A 19,009-nucleotide genomic window follows, 5' to 3' on the forward strand; every position below is an offset into this window, starting at 1 on the left:
GGAGGTTTTAATATGGATAAGAAGTCCTGCAACACCAGCATCAAGTGCACTGTAAGCTCCTGCGCCTACCACAATGCTCCCCAGAACTGCTGTTCTCTGGATTCCATTAAGGTGGGCTGCTGCGACTGCACCCCCACCAAGTGCGAGGGTACTGAGTGCGCTTCCTTTAAGCTGGGCCAGGTCCGCTGAACAGTTTTTTCAAAGACAAAGAGAGGCCCGGAGCCAACGGCTCCGGGCCTCTCTTTGTATCTTTTCAAGCTCTCAGTCCAGGTGCAGACCATAGTAGCCCACAAGGGCCATGGCCATCAGCCCGGCCGTAATGAGTTGAATGGGTATTCCCCGGAAGGATCTGGGACAGCTCTCCAAGTCCACCTCGTTTTGCAGGCCGGCAAAGCTGGCCAGTGCCACAGTAGCGCCGATTCCTCCGCACAGAGCGAATATCAGCGCGGCGGGCAGGCTGTAACTGCGCTGTGAGATCAGCAGGGCTGAACCCAGGGCGGCACAGTTGGTGGCCACTGATTTCAGTTGTCCGTCAATCCGGCGGGACAGTTCCGGGATACATACCTTCAGAAATTTTCTCAGTCCGGCGACCAGCCCTGGAATGAGGAGTGCCAGGACCAGCAGCCGGTAATGCTGCCAGCCGAACCGCCCCAGCAGGAAAAAGTCGATAAGCCAGGCGCACAGGGCCCCCAGTACCATGACCGCGGTCAGGCAATATCCGGTACGCACCGCGTCCATTGGGTCTCGGAATGCCTCGGTCCTGGTGCCAATGCCCATGCAGCTGACCAGCACAAAGTTTTCGGACAGCAGGGCGGCCAACGCCACCCCCGCTAGTTCCAAAATAGAGGCCACAGGGCCACGCCCCCTCTCTCCAGAGCGGACCACTCAACCCGCTTCACTGTCTTCATAGTAGATGTCCGCTCCTTCTGTATCCAGATTAGCCACGATGGCCAGTGCCCGGTTGACTCCGGCGGTAATCGCGTGTGAGGTTGCGGTCGCGCCGCTGACCGCGTCCACTGAGTTGCTGCCCGAGGCACGGATGGTACCCGCCTTCCCAACATATCGGCTGAGGGCGGCAGGGGTCAGGGCTTTGGCTCCAGTATCCCGGTTCTCCCGGTGGTCGGTGACGGCCACGCCGGTAACCTTACCGTCCAAGTCCACTCCCACCACCATAGTGATGGGGCCGCCGAAGCCCTGAGACTGGACCTCCACGCAATAGCCAAGCAGTTCATTCTCCCCGCTGTACCCACCCAGGATACTGAGAGCGCCGGCGGCCCGATAGGGTGTTTCCGAACTGAAGGAAGCCTGAGGCATAACTTGGGCCAGCAGTTCTCTCTGTTCCCTATTTTGCGCCCGGACAGTATCCAGGTCTGTATAGCGGTGCACACCGAAAATCATCACACCCACAGCAAGCACCACCACCCCCAGGCGGCTTAGGATGACAGCTTGGGACCGAATCTGGTCCAGATGGGCCTCACCGGGCATCTTGCCCTCCTGCAGCGCCTTGGTGAACAGGGAGAATTGAGGTTTGACAAATTTGATATCAGACATATGGGCCCGGAACCGGCCCAGCCAGCTTTGGACCGCGGCCAGATTCTTTTCTCCAAAACGCCTGGGCATCCCCGCCCGGTCCAGCAGCCAGACACAGCAGTTCATAGTCAGAATAGCCCAGCCCACCCCCTCGGGGTAGGAGCTGTGGTAGCGCAGCAACACGGTAAGCAGACCACACCCCACGCCAAACATCAGCTGCCCCCTGGGTGTCACCGGAGACGTAACCGGGTCGGTGGCGAAGAAGAAGGCGCCCAACAGAAGGCCGCCGCCGCACAACTGGGCCAGCATCCAGGCGACCGGGTCGTTTCCCTGTGGAAACAAAAAGGTAAGCAGGGCGACTGTTCCCAAATAGGCCAGAGGGATACGGGGGGATATGACCTGCCGCAGCAACAGATAGCCACCCCCCAGCAGCAGCATAAAGGCGGATACCTCTCCCATGCAGCCCCCCCTTTGGCCCAGCAGAAGCTGGGACAGCTCCTGAGGAGGCAGGACTCCTTGGTGGAGGTAAGACATAGGCGTGGCGGCAGACACCGCGTCCACTCCCAGCAGGGGGAGGCGGTCCATAGCCTCCGACCAGTTGGTCATCAGCATGGGGAAGGTGGCCAGCAGCATCCGTCCCCCCAGGGCCGGGTTCATAAAGTTCTTGCCCAGGCCGCCGTAAAACTGTTTGACCACCACAATGGCGAAGGCCCCGCCCAGCACTGGCACCCAGTAAGAGGCGGTGGCCGGCAGGCTCATGGCCAGCAGCAGCCCGGTGACACAGGCGGACAGATCCCGGACGGAGTCGCTTTCCCCCACCATCCGGCGGTACAGAAACTCAAACAGGACACAGGAGGCCACAGAGATTGCAGCCAGCACCAGCACCCGGACGCCAAACATAAAGACTCCCATAGCCAGCGCCGGCACCAGAGCCACCATCACATCGACCATCATGGCCCGCGTATTGGCCGGCTGCCGCAGCTGGGGGGACATCCGCCGGACCGGCATCAAATCAGGCCCCATAGCTGTCCACCCCCTTTCCCACGTGCTTCGCCGCCTGTCGTACTAGATCCACCAGCGGGATCTGGGCCGGGCAGATATAGGAGCAGCAGCCGCAGGAGATACAGTCCTCTACATGGAGGCGGTCCAGCTGCCTCCACTCCCGCTGACGGAGGGCACGGGCAATAAACATAGGCGCCAGGTGCATGGGGCAGGCGGCCACGCATTTCCCACAGCGGATACATACCCCTTCTGGCCCAGCCCGTCTTCGCTCCTCCTGCGTCAGACAGACGACGCAGTTGGTATTTTTTACAACGGGGGCCTCCAGGTCCTCTTGGGCTACCCCCATCATAGGGCCGCCGGTAAGGATCAGCTCAGGCCGCTCCCGCAGCCCCCCCGCGGACTCCAGCAGAACGCGCAGTGGTGTGCCGATCGGCACCCAGAGATTCCGGGGCCGGACCACCGCTCCACCGGTGACCGTCACAGCCCGGTGGGTCAGGGCCTTTCCTTTCACCAGGGCCTCCTGAATGGCAAAGACCGTGGCCACATTCAGCACCAGACATTTCTCCTCCCAGGCCGCCTTCCCCAGTGGGACCTCGCGGCCGGTGACGGTCTGGATGATCTGCTTCTCTCCCCCCAGGGGATAGCGGGTCCGAAGGGTACGTAGTTCCACCTTGCCGCCCCGTTTTCGAAGGCGGCGCTCAATGACCTCGGCGGCGTTAAGCTTGTCACCCTCGGTAACCACCACCGCCCGATGGGCCCCCAGGCAGCGGGCCAGGACCTGAGTGACCTGTAAGATCTGGTCACTGCGCTCCAGCAGCAGCCGGTGATCCGCGGTGACATAGGGCTCGCACTCCGCCCCATTGATGATCACAGTGTCCACTTTTCCGGCCGCCTGTTCCAGCTTTTGGACTGTGGGGACCGCGCCGCCCCCCATGCCCACGACGCCAGCCTCCCGCACCCGGTCCAGCAGCAGATCTAGCGTGACCTCCTCCAAAATGACCGGCTCTGGCCGGCCAGACCAGGGGGTATCCTGTCCGTCGTTACGGATCACCACCGCCACCGACTGTCCGCCCCAGGGGTGGGGCTGTTCCCGGATCGCCGAAACCCGGCCGGATACGCTGGCATGGACAGCCGCGCCGCCCGGTCCCGGGCCGGCGATTGGCTGTCCCACCTCCACCAGGTCCCCAGGCTTGACCAGAGGGACAGATTCCTCTCCAGCACTCATACGCAGCGGGATAGCCACCTGCTCCGGCGGCCGGTCCAGCTGGGTCAGGTGCTTGCGGCGGGTAAGCTCTTTTCTTGTAACGGGGTGTACTCCCCCGAAAAAGGAACCTCGCATTGACTAACCTCCCTGTATTTTCCCTCTTTTGGAGAAAATACGTGGTAAAACTCCATTTTGTAGCAGAATATATCATAATCCAACCCAGCTTTTCTGTCCAGCCTTTTCACGAAAAGTTCACAATCCGATCCCCGTGTTTTTCTTCCGCAATAGGGAGGATTTTCTCCCTATGCGGCCAGCCCTATTGTCTAAAAATATTTTTTACATTATAATTTAAGTATATCTGCGCCGCCTTGCGCGCGGTAAAAATGGATAAGGGAGGAATTTTAGATGAAAAAAAACATGCGCAGACTGCTGTCCGCCGCTCTGGCGGCAGTCATGGTGACGGGCATGTGCTTCACCGCCTCTGCCTTCACCTACCCTTCCGCCTATTGGAAGCTCCATTCCGCCTGGGATGAGGCTGTGGCTGCCAAGAGCCCTGAACAAGTCATCTCCGTAGCCCAGCAGACTTATGACCTGCTGATGCCCCTGGGCCTGGGCGAGGATGTGTGCTACAACCTAGAGCCCAAGGCTGGCCGGGCCTCCTGGGCCTGTGAGATGAAGGGCGACATCGATGGCGCTATCCTGTGGCTGGAACGGCAGCGCACCTTTGCCAGCTGGCTGGACCAGAACATTCGCAGTTACAAGGATACCTTGCTCAACGTGGACGCTCGGATGGCTTACCTGAAAGCCGCCCAGAATGTCACCATCTACGCCCAGAGCGACGACAGCGCCTCCCCCTATGCGGTAGGCCCCAAGACCGGGACTTGGTATGGCACCCCGGCGGACAGCTCCACCACCGGCGGCTCCGCCTCTCTGATCTATGTCACCTTCGGTGACAGCTACTCTGTGGACTACTGGATCGACTACTACATGGACTGCTCGCCCGCTTTCCGGGAGGCGGCAAACGGCGGCGTCATCGAGTTTGCCTGGAACTTCAGCCCTGAGGGCACCGCCGGAGCCCAGGCCGTTCTGTCCGCTGACAGCTATATTGAGGAAAGCTTACGGGCTCTGGGCAGCTTGGATGCCACTGTCTTGCTCCGGGTGGGCGCCGAGATGAACAACTGGTCCGACTGTGACCCCGCTACCTATATCCAGGCCTTCCGCAAGGTGGCCGACGCCGCCAGCCGGTACAGCAACATCCAGATGGTTTTCTCCCCGGACAATATCAGCAACCGGAACCGGACCATTGCCGATTTCTATCCCGGAGACCAGTATGTGGATTGGGTCGGTATGTCCACCTATCACAACACCAACTATGCCGGTTACAGCGGCACCTCCTCTTACAGCTTTGACTATACCGGCTACGGCAATGACGCCTACTACGGCCTTGGCATCTATGACCATGACCCCATGGTCACCATCAAGCCTATCATCGACCTGGCCGTGGCCCACAACAAGCCCGTTATGGTCAGCGAGTGCGGCTTTGCCTATCGCAACAGCTCCGGCACCGACCTGACCTCCTTCGCCGTGGAGCAGCTTAACTGGTTCTATTCCTATATCAACATGGTCTATCCCCAGGTAAAGGCTGTGTTCTACTTCAACGCCGACCCCGACAGCGGATTTAAGTATATGCTCAACGGCAATTCCTCCGTGTCCTCCACCTATCAGAACGCCATCCGCAACAACGGCGCCTATCTGGATGAGGTGGACGGCTCCGCCACCGGCTGGGAAACGCTGGACAAGACCGCCCTTTCCGCTGGCGACAGCACACTGAAGCTGGCCTCCTATGTCAGCTTCCCCGGCAAGAAGACCAACACAGTCAAATACTATGTGGACGATAAGCTGGTCCACACCAGCACCCAGGCCCCTTACTACTATGAGCTCGACCTGGCCGCTCTGGGCGGCGGCAGCCACACCGTCAAGGCAGAGGCCAGCGGCGGCCAGTTCTCCCGCTCCAGCAAGACCTACACCCTGAATGTACCCGGCACCTCCACCCAGCCTGCCGACCCCACGCCCGGCACACAACAGCCCTCCGCCTGGGCTGCCGAGCTCATCGCCGACGCCAAGGACAAGAAGCTAATCACCGACCGCACCGAGGGCCTGTATCAGGACCAGATCACCCGCCTGCAGTTTGCCGAGCTGGCTGTCAACCTGATTGAAGAGGCCACCGGCAAGGAGATCACCCCCTCTACCCAGTCCTTCACCGACACCAGCGATCCCATGGTACTGAAGGCTGTGGCCGCTGGCGTCACCTCCGGCAAGGGCGAGGGTATCTTCGCCCCCAGCGATAAAATCACCCGCCAGGAGATCTGTGTCATGCTGAACAAGGTCATTGAGTATGTGGACCAGGCCAATGACTCTACCACCCTGACCGACACCAGCACCCAGGTGGATGCCAGCCGGTTCAACGATGTGGACCAGATTGCCGACTGGGCCAAGCCCGCTGTGGCCAAACTGACCAATAATGGTCTGATGAGCGGCAAGGGCGACGGCGTCGCTCCTGTGGCCAACACCACCGTGGAGGAGGCCATCATCTTGATTCGCGCCCTGTACGACAAGTTCTAAGCCCTCCCTCCCCTAACATTAAAAGAGGAGCGGGACCTCTGATGAGGTCCCGCTCCTCTCTTCGATTTTCGCAGTTCAGACGCATTCCATGCCCCTGGCCAAAGCGGTCATATTCAGGTCCACCAGCTTGGCCTTAGGCCCAGTGAACATCTGCCGGATCATCTCCCGCAGAGTATCCGCCTTCAGGGCGCCGGTGGCGGCGATATAGGCGCCTAGCATAACCATGTTGGCCACCTTTCCGTTGCCCAGCTCGTTGGCAATGGTGTCGCAGGGGACTTGGATAACACGCAGGTCTTCCCGGTCCACCTTTTCCTTGATAATGGAACTGTTCAAAAAGACGGTGCCGCCGGGGACCACCTCGTCCTCAAACTTCTTCAAAGAAGGGCCGTTCATGGCAATGAGCTCCGTGGGGTGATAGACGATGGGGGAGCCCACAGGCTCATCGGACATGATGACAGAACAGTTTGCGGTACCGCCCCGCATCTCCGGGCCGTAGGACGGGACCCAGGAGACCTCCAGCCCCTCCTCCAATCCGGCCTCTACCAAAGATTTGCCGATGGACATAACGCCCTGACCGCCGAAGCCGGCAATCACGATCTCCTTTTTCACTGGTCAGCCACCTCCTTGATGACGCCCAAAGGATAATACTCCGCCATCTTATCCAGCACCCAGCGGTTAGCATCCAGGGTGGTCATGCCCCAGTTGGTGGGGCAGGCACACAGCACTTCCACGAAGGTGAATCCCTCGTTGTTCATCTGCTTGGTAAATGCCTTCTTGATGGCCTTTTTGGCCTTGACAATGTTGGGGATATCGGCCACGCACACCCGCTCCGCGTATACCAGGCCGTCCAGAGTGGACAGCATCTCAGCCACCCGTATGGGCTTGCCGTGGAGTTCCTCTGTCCGGCCCATGGGCGCGGTGGTGGCCCGCTGGCCGATCAGGGTAGTGGGCGCCATCTGGCCGCCCGTCATGCCATAGATGGCGTTGTTGATAAAGATGGTAGTGAATTTCTCGCCCCGCATAGCGGCGTGGACGATTTCAGCGGCGCCGATAGAGGCCAGGTCGCCGTCCCCCTGATAGGTGAACACAGGCTGGTCCGGGTGGGTCCGCTTGATGCCGGTGGCGGCAGCGGGAGCCCGGCCGTGGGCGGCCTCGACAGCGTCGCAGGCGAAGTAACTGCCCGCAAAGACAGAACAGCCAACAGGGCACACACAGATGGTGCTGTCGATAATGCCCAGCTCCTCCATGACCTCACCAATCAGCTTATGTACAATGCCATGGCTGCATCCAGGGCAGTAGTGCAGCTCCGTATCCTGGAGGCCGGCAGTCTTTTTATATACAGTCGTCATCTTACTTGCCTCCCTTCAGCGCCCGTTCGGCCGCGTCCACGATTTGGGTCAGCGTGGGAATGCTGCCGCCGGCACGGCCCTCGAAATAAACAGGCTTTTCCCCCTCGACAGCCAGACGAACATCGTCTACCATCTGCCCCAGGCTCATCTCCACGGTCAGCACAGCCTGGACGCTGGCCTGACTGGCTGCCTTTTTCAGCGCCGCATAGGGGAAGGGCCACAGGGTAATGGGTCGGAACAGACCGGCTTTGACGCCCCGCTCCGCCAGTTGCTCGATGGCGGACATGGCAATGCGGGAGGGCGTGCCATAGGCCACCAGCAGCACCTGGCAGTCCTGGGTGTTCTTCTCCTCCCAGCGGATCTCCCGCTCCTCAATCAAGTCATACTTGGCCTGGATGGCCAGGTCGTGCTCCTCGCAGGCCTGGGCCTCGATGAACAGGGAGGTAACGAAGTTGTTGTGGGCCCTTCCGTTTCGTCCGCTTGCCGCCCAGTCCTTGGGGGGCAGTTCCCGCTTGGGGATATCGTGCCATTCGATGGGCTCCATCATCTGGCCAATCATACCGTCAGCCAGCACCACCACTGGATTGCGGTAGCAGTCGGCCAAGTCAAATGCCTCTTGTGTCAAATCCACAGCCTCCTGGATGTTGCAGGGAGCCAGAACGATGGTGCGGTAGTCGCCATTCCCGCCGCCACGGGTGGCCTGGTAGTAGTCGGCCTGGGAGGGCTGGATGGACCCCAAGCCGGGGCCGCCCCGCATCACGTTGACGATCACGGCGGGCAGCTCCGCGCCGGCCAGGTAGCTGATGCCCTCCTGCTTCAGGCTGACGCCCGGAGAGGAGGATGAGGTCATGGCCCGCTTACCGGAGGAGGCGGCGCCGTACACCATGTTGATGGCGGCTACCTCTGACTCAGACTGGACAAAGACCCGGCCCAGTTTGGGCATATGGAGGGACATATATTCCGGTATCTCATTCTGGGGTGTGATGGGGTATCCGAAGAAGCAGTCGCAGCCGGCTCGGATAGCCGCCTGAGCGATGGCCTCGTTCCCCTTCCAAAGTTCTTTTGCCATTTTCTTCTTCCCCCTTACTCTTTTTCCACAGTAATCACCGAGTCTGGACAGATCCTGGCGCAGCTGGCGCAGGCGATGCACTGGCTCAGGTCGGTGACTCCGGCCGGGTGATAGCCCTTCACATTGGCCGAGGTCATATCCAGGGCTAAAATGTGCTTGGGACAGACGGAAATACACAGCTCGCAGCCCTTACACCGGTCCCGGTCAAAGGTCAATCTTGCTTGCATAGGGACACTCCTCCTTTTTATTCATCCATTTCCCATGGTCTATTCATATACAGCCGGACGGGGAACAGGGGGCCCGGCATCCCCTCTGCTTGGTCGATCAGTTCCTCCTGAATCACATGGCATACCACCGGCAGGCCGGTCTGGCTGGAAACTGTTCGGGCCAGGGCCGCTCCCGCCTCTAGGTCGGCCAGCTCTGTTTCCCGGCACAGGTGGGTGTTGTCTACCAGTCCGGTCACTCTCAATCCGGTGACCGCCTGGATCTCCTCCAGACTGGCCAGAGCTCCTTCCACGTCTCGTGTCTGAGGCCGGCGGGCGTTGAGGACAAATAGGACCCGGCATTGGGACCCCAGCAGTTGCGGCCGATATCGGGCCAGTACCCGTGCCCCTACGCCGCCCCCGCCGATATCCAGCACACCCCAGAGGTCCTGATCCTGGAACAGAACGTTCACCTCCGCCGGCATGGCCGGCACGTCGGCGTCCACACATGCCTGGGAGGTAGCAATGAGCCGCACCCCCTCGTGGGAGAGCAGATCTCTCCGCTCCCTGGAGCGGAAGTAAGGGTTGACCACATCCAGGTCGGCCAGGGCAGTCCGCTTTCCCTGCCGGGCCAGGGCCAGGGCCAGATTGACGGAGAACTCTGTCTTTCCGCTGCCACTGTATCCCACGACTACGGTCAAGCGGCTCTGCTCCAGCCACTCCATTCTGTCCATTGTTGCCCCCTCCCTTTAGACATATTATTTTATTACTTATTGTATGATGTCATAATATATCTTAAGATGTAGTATGTCAAGAGGCTTGCAAAAATTCTACATCTGTGGCATAATCATTGTATATTTTAACGGGGGAGTGGGTCTATGGCTAGGATTACATCAAAAAAACTGACCGACCAGACCGCTGACCGTCTGTTCCAGATGATTATTTCCGACCCGGAGCTTTGCCCTGGATCCAAGCTCCCCAACGAAACGGAGCTGTGCGCCCTGTTCGGGGTCAGCCGCACCACTGTCCGGGAGGCGGTGCGTTTCCTGGCCGCTCAGGGCTATGTGGAGGTACGGCGGGGGCTGGGCACCTTTGTAGCACCACGGACCACCATCAGTCAGGATATTGGCCTGCCCCAGTTGGAAACGGTCCAGGTTCGCCTCCAGGATCTGTTCGAGATTCGTTTGATGATCGAGCCCACTACCGCCATGCTGGCCTGCCATCGGGGCACTCAGGAGGAGCTGGACCACATCTTCCATTGTGCTGACGAGGTTGCCCGGCGGATTCGCTCCGGCAGGGACTGGGACAGCGCCGACGTGGACTTCCACCACGCCTTTGTGGCGGCCTCCCACAACCAGTTCATGGAGCAACTCGTGCCCATCCTCAACCGGGCGGTCACCTCCACCTGGCGGATGGTGGGCTCCTACCCCTCTCTGCCCGATATGGTGATCCAGGACAACGCCCTGATTACCAGTTTTCTCCGGAATCGGGACCCCCAGGGCACCCGGCTGGCCATGGAGTCCCACCTGCGCAGGACCATCCGGGTCCTAGAATTCGGGGACAGCAGTGTCTTATCCCTTTTGTGAAAAAAGACAAAAAGGGGGCCGCGCCAAGGTTGCGCGGTCCCCTTTTATTCCCATAGCGCGTCCTTGCGCATGGGCAGTTCCCCAAAGACACGGGCCACGGCCCCTTCATAGTCCCTGCTGTCCTGGGCCTTTCTGATGTCCTTGAACAGTCTGTCCCCGCCCTCGAACAGACGACACAGGTAGCTCCACAGCTCCTTCATGTGGAACACCGTATTGCGCTGGCTGCCGAAGGCCTCCAAATAGGTCTGATACAGCCCGTCGTGGAAGGCCCGCAGAACTTTCCTGTCCGGCGGCGGTTCCCCCTTGGCCTTGGCCGCCAGGGCCGGGTCAGCCAGCAGCCCCTGTCCGATCATTACCCGATCCACCTGGGGGAATCGCTCCTGAAAACGGCAGCATCCCTCCGCCGTCACCAGCCCGCCATTGTAGCACACAGGCCCGCTGTACATCTCCAGCGCCCTGGAAAATGCCTCGATCCGAACAGGCTCGGAATAAAAATCTTTCCGCACACGGGGATGAATGATGAGCAGATGGAGGGGGTATTTTTCGAATATCTCCAGGAGAGGTCCAAACTCCTCCGGCGACCCCAGACCCAGCCTTGTCTTGACCGACACCTTCACCCGGACGCCGCCAAATACCTGATCTAAAAATCGGTCCAGCTCCTCAGGATGGGCCAGCATCCCCGCCCCTTTTCCTTTCGCTACCACGGTGCCGGAGGGGCAGCCCAGGTTCAAGTTGACCTCCTCATATCCCATCTCTCCCAGAGCATTAGCCGCCCAGAGGAAGTCTTCGGCGCTTTTGGTCAGAAGCTGGGGGACTGCCGGGATGCCCCGGTTGACCTCCGGGTCTATATTCCGCCGCTCCCGCTGGGTGAACAGGTGCTCCCTGGTGGGACTGATAAAGGGCATATAGTATTTGTCCACCCCGAAAAAGTGTCGGTGGTGGACCCGGCGGAACTCCCCGCCGGTGATCCCCTCCATAGGGGCAAAGTAGTATTCCATAGCGTTCCCTTCAAAAAGCGGGGGCTGGGACACAGGCCCGACCCCCGCTGTCTTTACCGCTTACTCTCTTCCAGCAGCTTCAGCAGCAGCCGCTCATTCTCTCTGGCCTCTTGTGCCAGCTCCCCGGATCGTATCTTCAGCCGGTACAGTACCCCGTCGTAGTCGGCCAGCATCTGGTCCGCCCGGCGGATGGCCTCTCCTCCGTCAAATTGGTCTACATTTCCGGCCGCCGGCAGGTCCAGCTCCCGCAGGTAGCTGTCCACCTTGGGGTCGTAGACCAGTCCCATGGAGGGTACCGCCATCCGGGCGGCGAAGATCAGGGTGTGCAGGCGCATGGCCAGACAGAGCTTCGCCTTCCCCAGCACCCCCATCAGCTCCCGTGGGGTACAGGGAGCATCCAGCACATAGGAGGGAGTGCTCATCCGCTCTCTCACCTGCCGGGTGGCCTCCCGGTCCTTATCGGGCTGCATGAGCAAAAAGAGCATCTCCAGACCATGGGCCTGGTACAGGTGGTCGCACAGCCGGGCCAGCTCCCTGGGAAACTCTCCCGTACCGGGCCAGCCACGGACGGACACCGCCACAAAAGGCCTGCCGTTTGGAATGCCGGTGCCGGACAGAAGCTGGGCGCACCGCGCCTCCCCCGCAGGGGCCAGGTGGAACACCGGGTCGGCGGTAACTCTGATATCGTCCCGCGTCACGCCCATGTCCCGCAACTCCCTGGCGGAGCTGTGGTCCCTTAGGGTGACCAGGGCGGCCCGCTCCACCACCCGCTTCACCCTCCGGCGGTTGGCCGGCTTATGGACCGGACCGATACCGTTGGCGTACAGCATCACCGGCTTGCCCAGCAGCTCGGCGCAGCGGATGACAGACAGATAGTAAAACAGGGACCGGGTGGAGGTGGTGTCCTGGAGCAGACTTCCTCCCCCGGACAGCAGGGCGTCACTTCGGCGCAGGGCGGAGAATACCCGCCACATTCGAAATCTGGGAATGGCATCCAGCCCGTACTGCCGCCGGGTCAGGTCCGGGTCATTGGACAGGACGGTGACGGCCACCTCGTCGCTGGCCTCATGGATGGCCTGCTGGATGGACTCCAAAATGGCGTCGTCCCCAGCGTTGGAAAAGCCGTAGTAGCCGCTCATAACTACCCGATATTTCCGGCGGCGGACCTGCTCATACATGGTTAGACAGTCACTGGCCATGCGGCGGACGGAATAGTGGTCAAAGATGACCTGGCGGCCATAGGCCCCCAACCGCTCCCGCTCCTCCCGCGTCAGGGAGAACGCCGCAGACACATCGGCCAGCAAGGTCTCCGGTCTCGACACAGGCAGGCCTCGGCAGCAGAAGTTGCCCGCCTGTGCCTCGGCCAGCTTGTCCGGGCCAAACAGGCCGTGATAACCCTCGTTGCCCGCCACGATGACAGGCTTGGCGGCGGACATGGCCTCCAGCGCCGCCCGAGATACCCCCACAAAAAGGTCGCCAGCGGCCACGATCTCGTTGATGTCTGTCCGGGGGCCTGTCATGGTAATACAGTTGCGGCCCAGCCTTTGATTGGTCTGATTGGCCAGCGCCTTCAGCTCGTCAAAGACGTTGCCGCCCCCGGCGATGAGCAGTTGGATGCCGGGGATAGCCCGATCCAGCTCCGGAGCGATCTGGATGAGCTGCCGGGCCACCAGAGCCCGGTCGGCATCCATCCGGCTGACATAAGAGAGGATGGGCCGGGAGGCGTCCAGCCCGAACTCCCGGATGACCCGCTCCCCCGAAACAGCGGGGGAGAACTTCTCTGTATCGATGCCGTTGATGGTCACAGAGATATGCTCCGGGGGCAGACCGTACTCCCGGATCAGGTACTCCTTGATATCCTCGGACACCGCCACGGTCCGCTGGCCCCAGTTGGTCAGATAGCGCAGGATGCCGCTGGTATCAAAGACCCAGTGGGCAGTGGTCACAAAGGGAAACCCCATCCGTTTTTGCAGGCTGCCGCACAGGAACGCCGGGATCCGGGCATGGGCATGGACCACGTCCGGCCTCTCCCTGCTAATGATGTCACGGAGAATGGTCCGGGAACGGCGCATCTCCCGAAAGCCCCGGCGGTGCATGGGCGCCTGGTAGTGGCGGATGCCGGCCGCCTCGATCTCCGGCACATAGACACCTCCATTGGATACGATGATAACATCGTGCCCCTGGTGCTTCAGCTCCTTGGACAGCTCCAGGATATGTGTCTCCGCCCCACCGATGTTCATGCCCATGGTGGCCATGAGGATCTTCATTGGTTCCCTCCTCTCCAGGTCATATTCAATCGATGGCTACCACTGTTCCGGTGAACTGGGCATAGGGCGTGTGGTAGTTGCGGGCGGAGTTGACACCAAGGTCGTACACCCGGTTGACTAGATAGCGGCCGTCGCTGATGATGCCCCTGCCCTCTACGGTAAGCAGCAGGTTGACGCCGTCCTCCACGGGAGTCATCTCCATGGTGCCGTCGTCATACTCGGCCAGCTTGGCCCCCTCCATCACCTGAATGTCAGTGATCTCTCCCAGGGCACCGCCGCTGCTGTTGTCCACGTCATACAGCATGTCCTTCTCCCGGATGGCGTCGGCCACATAGCCCCGGACCCCGCTGACCAGGATTTGGTAAGTAAAGGGGGTGTCCGAGGTGGTGGTGCTGGTGATCTCACGGTGATTCGTCTTTACATACAGGGCCACAGCCATCACGATAACGACAGCCAGGACCAGCACGTCGATAATACTGATCTTGCCGAACAGCCGGCCCTCCCGGTCAATGAGCTTCATTCCTGTCCCTCCCGTTCAATGGAGATAATGGGGCCGCTGGCCATATAGCCCTCGCCCCGGATATAGGCGGTGGACCCCACCAGCAGTTGGAAATTGCTGCCCAGGATGACCGCCTCCTCGCTGACTGTACAGGGGGCCTCTACCGTTACAAGGATATCCTCATAGCCTGGCACGTCGGCCAGTACATAGCTGTGGCTCTCCTGGTCCAGAAGCTGTGTCTGGGCGGGGACCGCCTGGGTGGACACCACCTGGCCCAGTTCATTGTTCTTGATGTTGTCTACCAGCTTGTCCCCCGGCTGAATGATGGAGCCGGTCCCTTCGATCCATCGCTGAAAGCGGATAGTGTACCGGACCGTAGCGGCGGCAGTTGACGACTCGTTGGAAACGGCCTGGGGCTTTACGGCCATCCACAGCAGGACCGCGGCCACCGCCAGGGCCACCACCAAAATGATGCCATCAAACAGATTGAGCCGCAGACGGAATTTGTACTTATTTTCTTCCATGAGGATCTCCTTTCAGCACGCCTTGGTAGACGTTCTCAATATTTTTGGCAAACACCTGACCGGTAAAGCTGGTTTGGAACCGCTCTCTGGCCTGACGGCCCATCTCCCGGCGCTCCTCCGGCCTATCCATCAGATGGGCCATGGCCTTGGCCATGCTCTGGCTGTCTCGGCTTGGAAATAGCAGGCCGTTCTCCCCATCGGTCACCAGCCAGGGGTTTCCCCCGTAGTCGCTGGCGATGGTGGGCAGGCCCAGGCTCATCCCCTCCAGCAGGGCCAGGCTGGTGGCCTCGGTGCCGTAGGAGGCGTTGAGCTGCACGTCCAGGATATTCAGCAGGGCGGCCACGTCGGCGCGGAAGCCCAGCATCTGGACCACGTCTTCCACGCCCATCTCCACCACAGCCCGGGCCACATCTTCCTCAAAGGAGCCAGTACCGGCGATGAGGACCCGGAAGCCGCTGCGCCCTTGCTCCTTTAACAGCTTTGCGGCGTGAACCAAATACAGGTGGCCCTTATAGTCCTCGATCCGGGCCAGGATGCCGAATACCACCGTGTCCGGAGGGATGGAAAGCGCCTGCCGGAGCTTGGCGCGGTCCTCTGGCCCGGTCTCCTCCACCGGGGCCACGCCGTTCATCACCACGGTAATCTTTTTGGGGGAAATCCCCCCCTCGGTCAGGTTGTCCCGGGTAGCCGGGCTGACGGCGATGATATGGTCGGCAAAGTGCTCGTTGACCAGCTTGTTGACCCAACGGCCGGGCGGATACTTTATCTTGGCCGGGACCGGGAAGGCAGAGTGCCGGCTGTACACCACAGGTACATGGAGGCCCTTGGCGGCGATGCGGCCCGACAGGGCCCCATGGGTGTGGACCAGATCGGGCTTGATCCGCCTGATCAGCTCTTTGAGCACTTTCACATCGTCCCTGTGGTAAGAGCGGTCCGCCATGCCGTCCACCTCGTAGACCTGGGCGCCCGCCTGTTCCAAGGGCTCCTTTAACATGCTTCCCCTGGGGATGGCCACCATCGTTTCATATTGGGAGCGGTCGGCATAGCTCAAATAGTTCAGGATGACCCGGCCCGCCCCGCCGATATTGGTATCACTGATGATGTTCAGCACACGGATCATACCAGCAGCCTCCCCTCCGGGAGCTGCCCCCGCCGGGCAGCCAGACCGCCCAGGGCCAGATAAGCCCAAAACAGGAACATGACTCGGTAGTTATAGAAGGAGTAATCCGTCATGGCCTGGACCATAAAGCCGCATACTCCGGCCGTAATGCCGATTTGAAGAACCCGGCTGGTCCAGTTCTTTTCCTTGCCGATGGCAGAGCACATATCCCGGAAGAAGTTGAACAGCAGCAGAAGAAAGACCACCAGGGCACAGATACCCGCGTCGCACACCATCTGGAGGAATAGGTTATGGGAGTGGGGGGCCACAATGGTGTTATAGCTGTAAGCGGGATAGACCATGTTGAAGGCCCCGTCCCCCGGCCCAATACCACACAGCCAGTAATCCTTCAGCATGGCCAGTACGCCTATCCAGATATACACCCGGTAGGAGGTGGAGTTATCAGTGAGGTTTCCGATACTGGTAAACCGGGAGATCACCGTATCCGGTAGGACGAAATAGAGGGCTACCATGACAAAGGGGGCCAGCAGGAGCAGTCTGGGATTGAGGAGCAGGACAAAGACCAGCCCCGCGAACAGGAGCCCCAGCCAGGCCCCTCTGGAGAAGGTGAGGATCATGCAAACGCACATGACAGAGCAGCAGGCGAGGTAAAAGACCCGGTTCAGCCAGTCCTTGGCCCCCAGCAGCTTGGCTCCCCCCAGTGGGATAAGCAGGATCAGATACTGCCCCAGCATATTGGGATTCTCCAAGGTGGAGGGCACCCGGAACTGGATACTGGAGAACATATCGCTGTCCACCCAGGCGGCGGACTGGTAGCCCCAGCGGAAGATATACTGGAGGATGCCGTAAGCGGACACGATGGCCCCAGCCAGCACCATCAGGGCCACCAGCGTGTCCAACTGGTTTCGGTTGGTCACCCCGTTGTACAGCACGATAGAGAACAGAATGAAGGCCACCGACAGCAGGCCGGGCTGAAGGCTGCTCTCAAGGTCCACCGAGAAAAGAGTGCCCGCCAGATAAACGCCGGCGTAGAGGATGATATACTTGTTGACTGGGGACCAGGCCAACTGACGCTCCCTGTCCCGGACCAAATTGAGCAGCAGAGAGGCATAGCCGATAGCCGCCAGCCCCATGGTTATCAGAGAGGGGCGGGACACGGCCAGCATCGGGGCCAGCACCACCGGGATCGCGCACCACAGCCAGGTTCTGGTAAAGATGCTCCCGGCAAAGAGCTTTTCCAGCCTCAGCTTATCGTAGAGCCAGCACAGGCCCCTCCGCACCAGGGACCAGAGCTTGAAAAAGACGCTCCGCTCGGACGAGGCTCTATTCCACCCCGCCGGGTGGAGGAACCACTGGACCAGTCCGCTCCGCTCCCATTGGCGGCTAAACCACAGGCATACCGCCGTCAGCCACCGCCAGACCAGGCTGGCGGACAACACTTGCTTCATCTGTTCCATCCCTTATCCTCTCTTTAATAGACGTTTGATCAGGGCCGCCGTCATGGCGGCCTCCTCCATGCCCATGGACAGGGTAACGCCGAAATAGACGGCCACGCCGCCTCCGGCGCACAGGGCCAGGGAGAGCAGCTCCCCCATCTTTCCGGCAGGCAGGACCGATCCAAGCCATCCCAAAAGCAGCCAAGCGGTCAGCCCCGTAACCGCGGCGGCAGCCAGCATTTTGAAGAAGTCCAGGCACAGGGCCCGGTCCAGGAATCCCTGACCTTCCCGCTCCATGGGAACGATCAGCAGCAGCGCGTACACCGTGGAGGAGACCGCGGAGGCGATGGCCAGCCCCCGGACCTCCAGCGGGCCGACCAAGGCCATGCACAGCAGGAGATTCACCCCGATGGACAGGGTGCCCGCTACCAGGGGCCCTCTCCCCTGCTGCCGAGCGAAGTAGGCCCGGCTTAGAATATTCTGAAGCGCATAGCCCGCCATGCCCAGGGATATCCAGGATAGGGCGCTGGCGGTGACTTCCACTGCCCGCTGCCCAAACTCCCCCCCTCCGTAGAGGAAGGACACCAGGGGTCTGGCTACCGCCATCAGCCCCGCGGCCATGGGCAGTACGAAAAACAAACTGCTGTGGACGGTCTGGCGGAGGGTATCCCGGAAATCCCCCTGCTGTCCGCCGGCGGTGAGCCGGGACAGCTTAGGGAAGATCACATTGGTGATCGACAGGATAAAGGTACCGGCAATAACCAGATACAGGTTGGTGGAATACTCCATAGCGGACACACCCGCCCCCCCGTATAGCCGGGAACCGAATCGGGAATTGATGACCAGATTGATGGGCTGGACCCAGGTGGACACCATCACCGGCCCCATCAGCGCAAACACCTTTTTCATCCCCGGAGACCGGAAGTCCAATCCCGGCCGATACTGGTAGCCCAGCCTCCTAAGCGGCGGGACCTGGATCAGCCCCTGGAGGAACCAGCCCAACAGATAGGCCAGCGCCAGACCATAGATGCCCATAGACTGGTCCAGAAACAGAAAGTAGGCGATAATAACCAGGTTGGATAGGGCGGACATGAGGGCGGGGGCGGTGAAGTGGTCCTGGGCCTGGAGCACTCCGACCAAGGAGAAGGCCACGCCGGAAAACAGAACCGTGGGAAACATGGTCCTAGTCAAAGAAATTGCCAGGGCCGTAGTCTGTGGGTCCTCATAGTCGGCAAAGAGGGCCACCAACGGCTGGGGAAAGGCCATCCCCGCCAAGGTAAGAACGCCGGTGAGCAGGGCGATGATGGTAATAAAGCAGCCCGCGAAGCGGTAGGCCTCCTTCTTTCCCTTCTGTTCCAGATACTCGCTGAACACCGGGATAAAGCAAGCGGCGATGGCCGAGGCGAATACCGCGTCAAAGAATACCCGTGGGATTCGGCTGGCGGTATAGAAGGCGTTGGCCTCCATACCCATACCGTAATGCACGGCCAGCAGGTGGTCCCGGTACAGTCCCATCACTTTTCCCAGCAGAGTGATGGCCATGACGGCGCTGATCGTCCTTGTGGCGCTGTGCCGATCCTCCAAGGCTTCTTCCTCCGTT

At 60.6% G+C, this 19,009-nt stretch carries 18 protein-coding genes; 3 read left to right on the plus strand and 15 right to left on the minus strand.

The annotated features are described in order from the left end of the window. Positions 1 to 12: 12 nt before the first annotated feature. Positions 13 to 189: a DUF1540 domain-containing protein gene (locus WKS99_RS12190; protein WP_147573160.1), complete on the plus strand. Its 177-nt coding sequence runs from the start codon at positions 13 to 15 to the stop codon at positions 187 to 189. A gap of 72 nt (positions 190 to 261) precedes the next feature. Here WKS99_RS12190 and WKS99_RS12195 read toward each other — a convergent pair whose 3' ends face one another. Genes WKS99_RS12195 through rsxC form a run of 3 tightly spaced genes read right to left on the minus strand, consistent with a single transcriptional unit; the run spans position 262 to position 3,871 of the window. Beyond that, positions 262 to 852: an Rnf-Nqr domain containing protein gene (locus WKS99_RS12195; RefSeq protein WP_186851815.1), complete on the minus strand. Its 591-nt coding sequence runs from the start codon at positions 850 to 852 to the stop codon at positions 262 to 264. A 33-nt stretch (positions 853 to 885) separates the two neighbouring features. After that, positions 886 to 2,553 (minus strand): RnfABCDGE type electron transport complex subunit D, encoded by a 1,668-nt coding sequence (locus WKS99_RS12200; protein ID WP_186851814.1) that lies wholly within the window; start codon positions 2,551 to 2,553, stop codon positions 886 to 888. Then, a complete protein-coding gene (rsxC, locus tag WKS99_RS12205; protein WP_340406244.1) occupies positions 2,543 to 3,871 on the minus strand; it encodes an electron transport complex subunit RsxC in 1,329 nt (442 codons plus the stop codon). Before rsxC ends, WKS99_RS12200 begins: the two co-directional genes overlap by 11 nt. Positions 3,872 to 4,141: 270 nt before the next feature. Here rsxC and WKS99_RS12210 point away from each other — a divergent pair, with 270 nt between their 5' ends. Beyond that, a complete protein-coding gene (locus WKS99_RS12210; RefSeq protein ID WP_340406246.1) occupies positions 4,142 to 6,358 on the plus strand; it encodes an S-layer homology domain-containing protein in 2,217 nt (738 codons plus the stop codon). A gap of 75 nt (positions 6,359 to 6,433) precedes the next feature. On the opposite strand, the gene WKS99_RS12215 is transcribed toward WKS99_RS12210, so the two are convergent. The 5 genes from WKS99_RS12215 to WKS99_RS12235 are packed head-to-tail and all read right to left on the minus strand — an operon-like array spanning position 6,434 to position 9,713. Continuing rightward, positions 6,434 to 6,967: a 2-oxoacid:acceptor oxidoreductase family protein gene (locus tag WKS99_RS12215; RefSeq protein ID WP_147573153.1), complete on the minus strand. Its 534-nt coding sequence runs from the start codon at positions 6,965 to 6,967 to the stop codon at positions 6,434 to 6,436. Further along, positions 6,964 to 7,707 (minus strand): thiamine pyrophosphate-dependent enzyme, encoded by a 744-nt coding sequence (locus WKS99_RS12220; RefSeq protein WP_147573151.1) that lies wholly within the window; start codon positions 7,705 to 7,707, stop codon positions 6,964 to 6,966. The genes WKS99_RS12215 and WKS99_RS12220 overlap by 4 nt, the downstream gene beginning before the upstream one ends. Position 7,708: 1 nt before the next feature. Next, positions 7,709 to 8,776 carry a 3-methyl-2-oxobutanoate dehydrogenase subunit VorB gene (locus tag WKS99_RS12225; RefSeq protein ID WP_186851812.1) on the minus strand — a complete coding sequence of 356 codons (1,068 nt, stop codon included), beginning with the start codon at positions 8,774 to 8,776 and terminating at the stop codon, positions 7,709 to 7,711. 14 nt (positions 8,777 to 8,790) lie between these two features. Next, positions 8,791 to 9,003, minus strand: a complete 213-nt coding sequence (locus WKS99_RS12230; RefSeq protein ID WP_147573147.1) for a 4Fe-4S dicluster domain-containing protein — start codon at positions 9,001 to 9,003, stop codon at positions 8,791 to 8,793. A 17-nt stretch (positions 9,004 to 9,020) separates the two neighbouring features. After that, positions 9,021 to 9,713, minus strand: a complete 693-nt coding sequence (locus WKS99_RS12235; RefSeq protein ID WP_262670199.1) for a nucleotide-binding protein — start codon at positions 9,711 to 9,713, stop codon at positions 9,021 to 9,023. 144 nt (positions 9,714 to 9,857) lie between these two features. On the opposite strand from WKS99_RS12235, the gene WKS99_RS12240 reads away from it, so the two are divergent. Then, positions 9,858 to 10,565, plus strand: a complete 708-nt coding sequence (locus WKS99_RS12240; RefSeq protein WP_147573145.1) for a FadR/GntR family transcriptional regulator — start codon at positions 9,858 to 9,860, stop codon at positions 10,563 to 10,565. Between the two features lie 44 nt (positions 10,566 to 10,609). On the opposite strand, the gene WKS99_RS12245 is transcribed toward WKS99_RS12240, so the two are convergent. From WKS99_RS12245 to murJ, 7 genes are read right to left on the minus strand one after another with little or no spacing between them, the layout of a single operon-like run. Next, positions 10,610 to 11,563, minus strand: coding sequence for a tRNA dihydrouridine synthase (locus WKS99_RS12245; protein WP_340406252.1), 954 nt, complete (start codon positions 11,561 to 11,563; stop codon positions 10,610 to 10,612). A gap of 53 nt (positions 11,564 to 11,616) precedes the next feature. After that, positions 11,617 to 13,830 carry a polysaccharide pyruvyl transferase CsaB gene (csaB, locus tag WKS99_RS12250; protein ID WP_340406254.1) on the minus strand — a complete coding sequence of 738 codons (2,214 nt, stop codon included), beginning with the start codon at positions 13,828 to 13,830 and terminating at the stop codon, positions 11,617 to 11,619. Between the two features lie 25 nt (positions 13,831 to 13,855). Then, the gene (locus WKS99_RS12255) at positions 13,856 to 14,350 is read right to left on the minus strand and encodes a DUF4330 domain-containing protein (RefSeq protein WP_147573139.1); all 495 of its coding nucleotides are present in this window, start codon (positions 14,348 to 14,350) and stop codon (positions 13,856 to 13,858) included. Further along, complete coding sequence (locus tag WKS99_RS12260) at positions 14,347 to 14,853, minus strand: DUF4330 domain-containing protein (RefSeq protein WP_262670202.1); 507 nt, start codon at positions 14,851 to 14,853, stop codon at positions 14,347 to 14,349. The genes WKS99_RS12255 and WKS99_RS12260 overlap by 4 nt, the downstream gene beginning before the upstream one ends. Next, positions 14,840 to 15,973, minus strand: a complete 1,134-nt coding sequence (locus tag WKS99_RS12265; protein WP_340406258.1) for a glycosyltransferase family 4 protein — start codon at positions 15,971 to 15,973, stop codon at positions 14,840 to 14,842. Before WKS99_RS12265 ends, WKS99_RS12260 begins: the two co-directional genes overlap by 14 nt. Then, positions 15,970 to 17,430 (minus strand): O-antigen ligase family protein, encoded by a 1,461-nt coding sequence (locus WKS99_RS12270; protein WP_147573133.1) that lies wholly within the window; start codon positions 17,428 to 17,430, stop codon positions 15,970 to 15,972. Before WKS99_RS12270 ends, WKS99_RS12265 begins: the two co-directional genes overlap by 4 nt. 3 nt (positions 17,431 to 17,433) lie before the next feature. Continuing rightward, complete coding sequence (murJ, locus tag WKS99_RS12275; protein ID WP_340406261.1) at positions 17,434 to 18,993, minus strand: murein biosynthesis integral membrane protein MurJ; 1,560 nt, start codon at positions 18,991 to 18,993, stop codon at positions 17,434 to 17,436. Positions 18,994 to 19,009: the final 16 nt, after the last annotated feature.

It is taken from the genome of Flintibacter sp. HCN-6482, assembly GCF_037892565.1.
Classification (GTDB): Bacteria; Bacillota; Clostridia; order Oscillospirales; family Oscillospiraceae; genus Lawsonibacter; species Lawsonibacter aceti.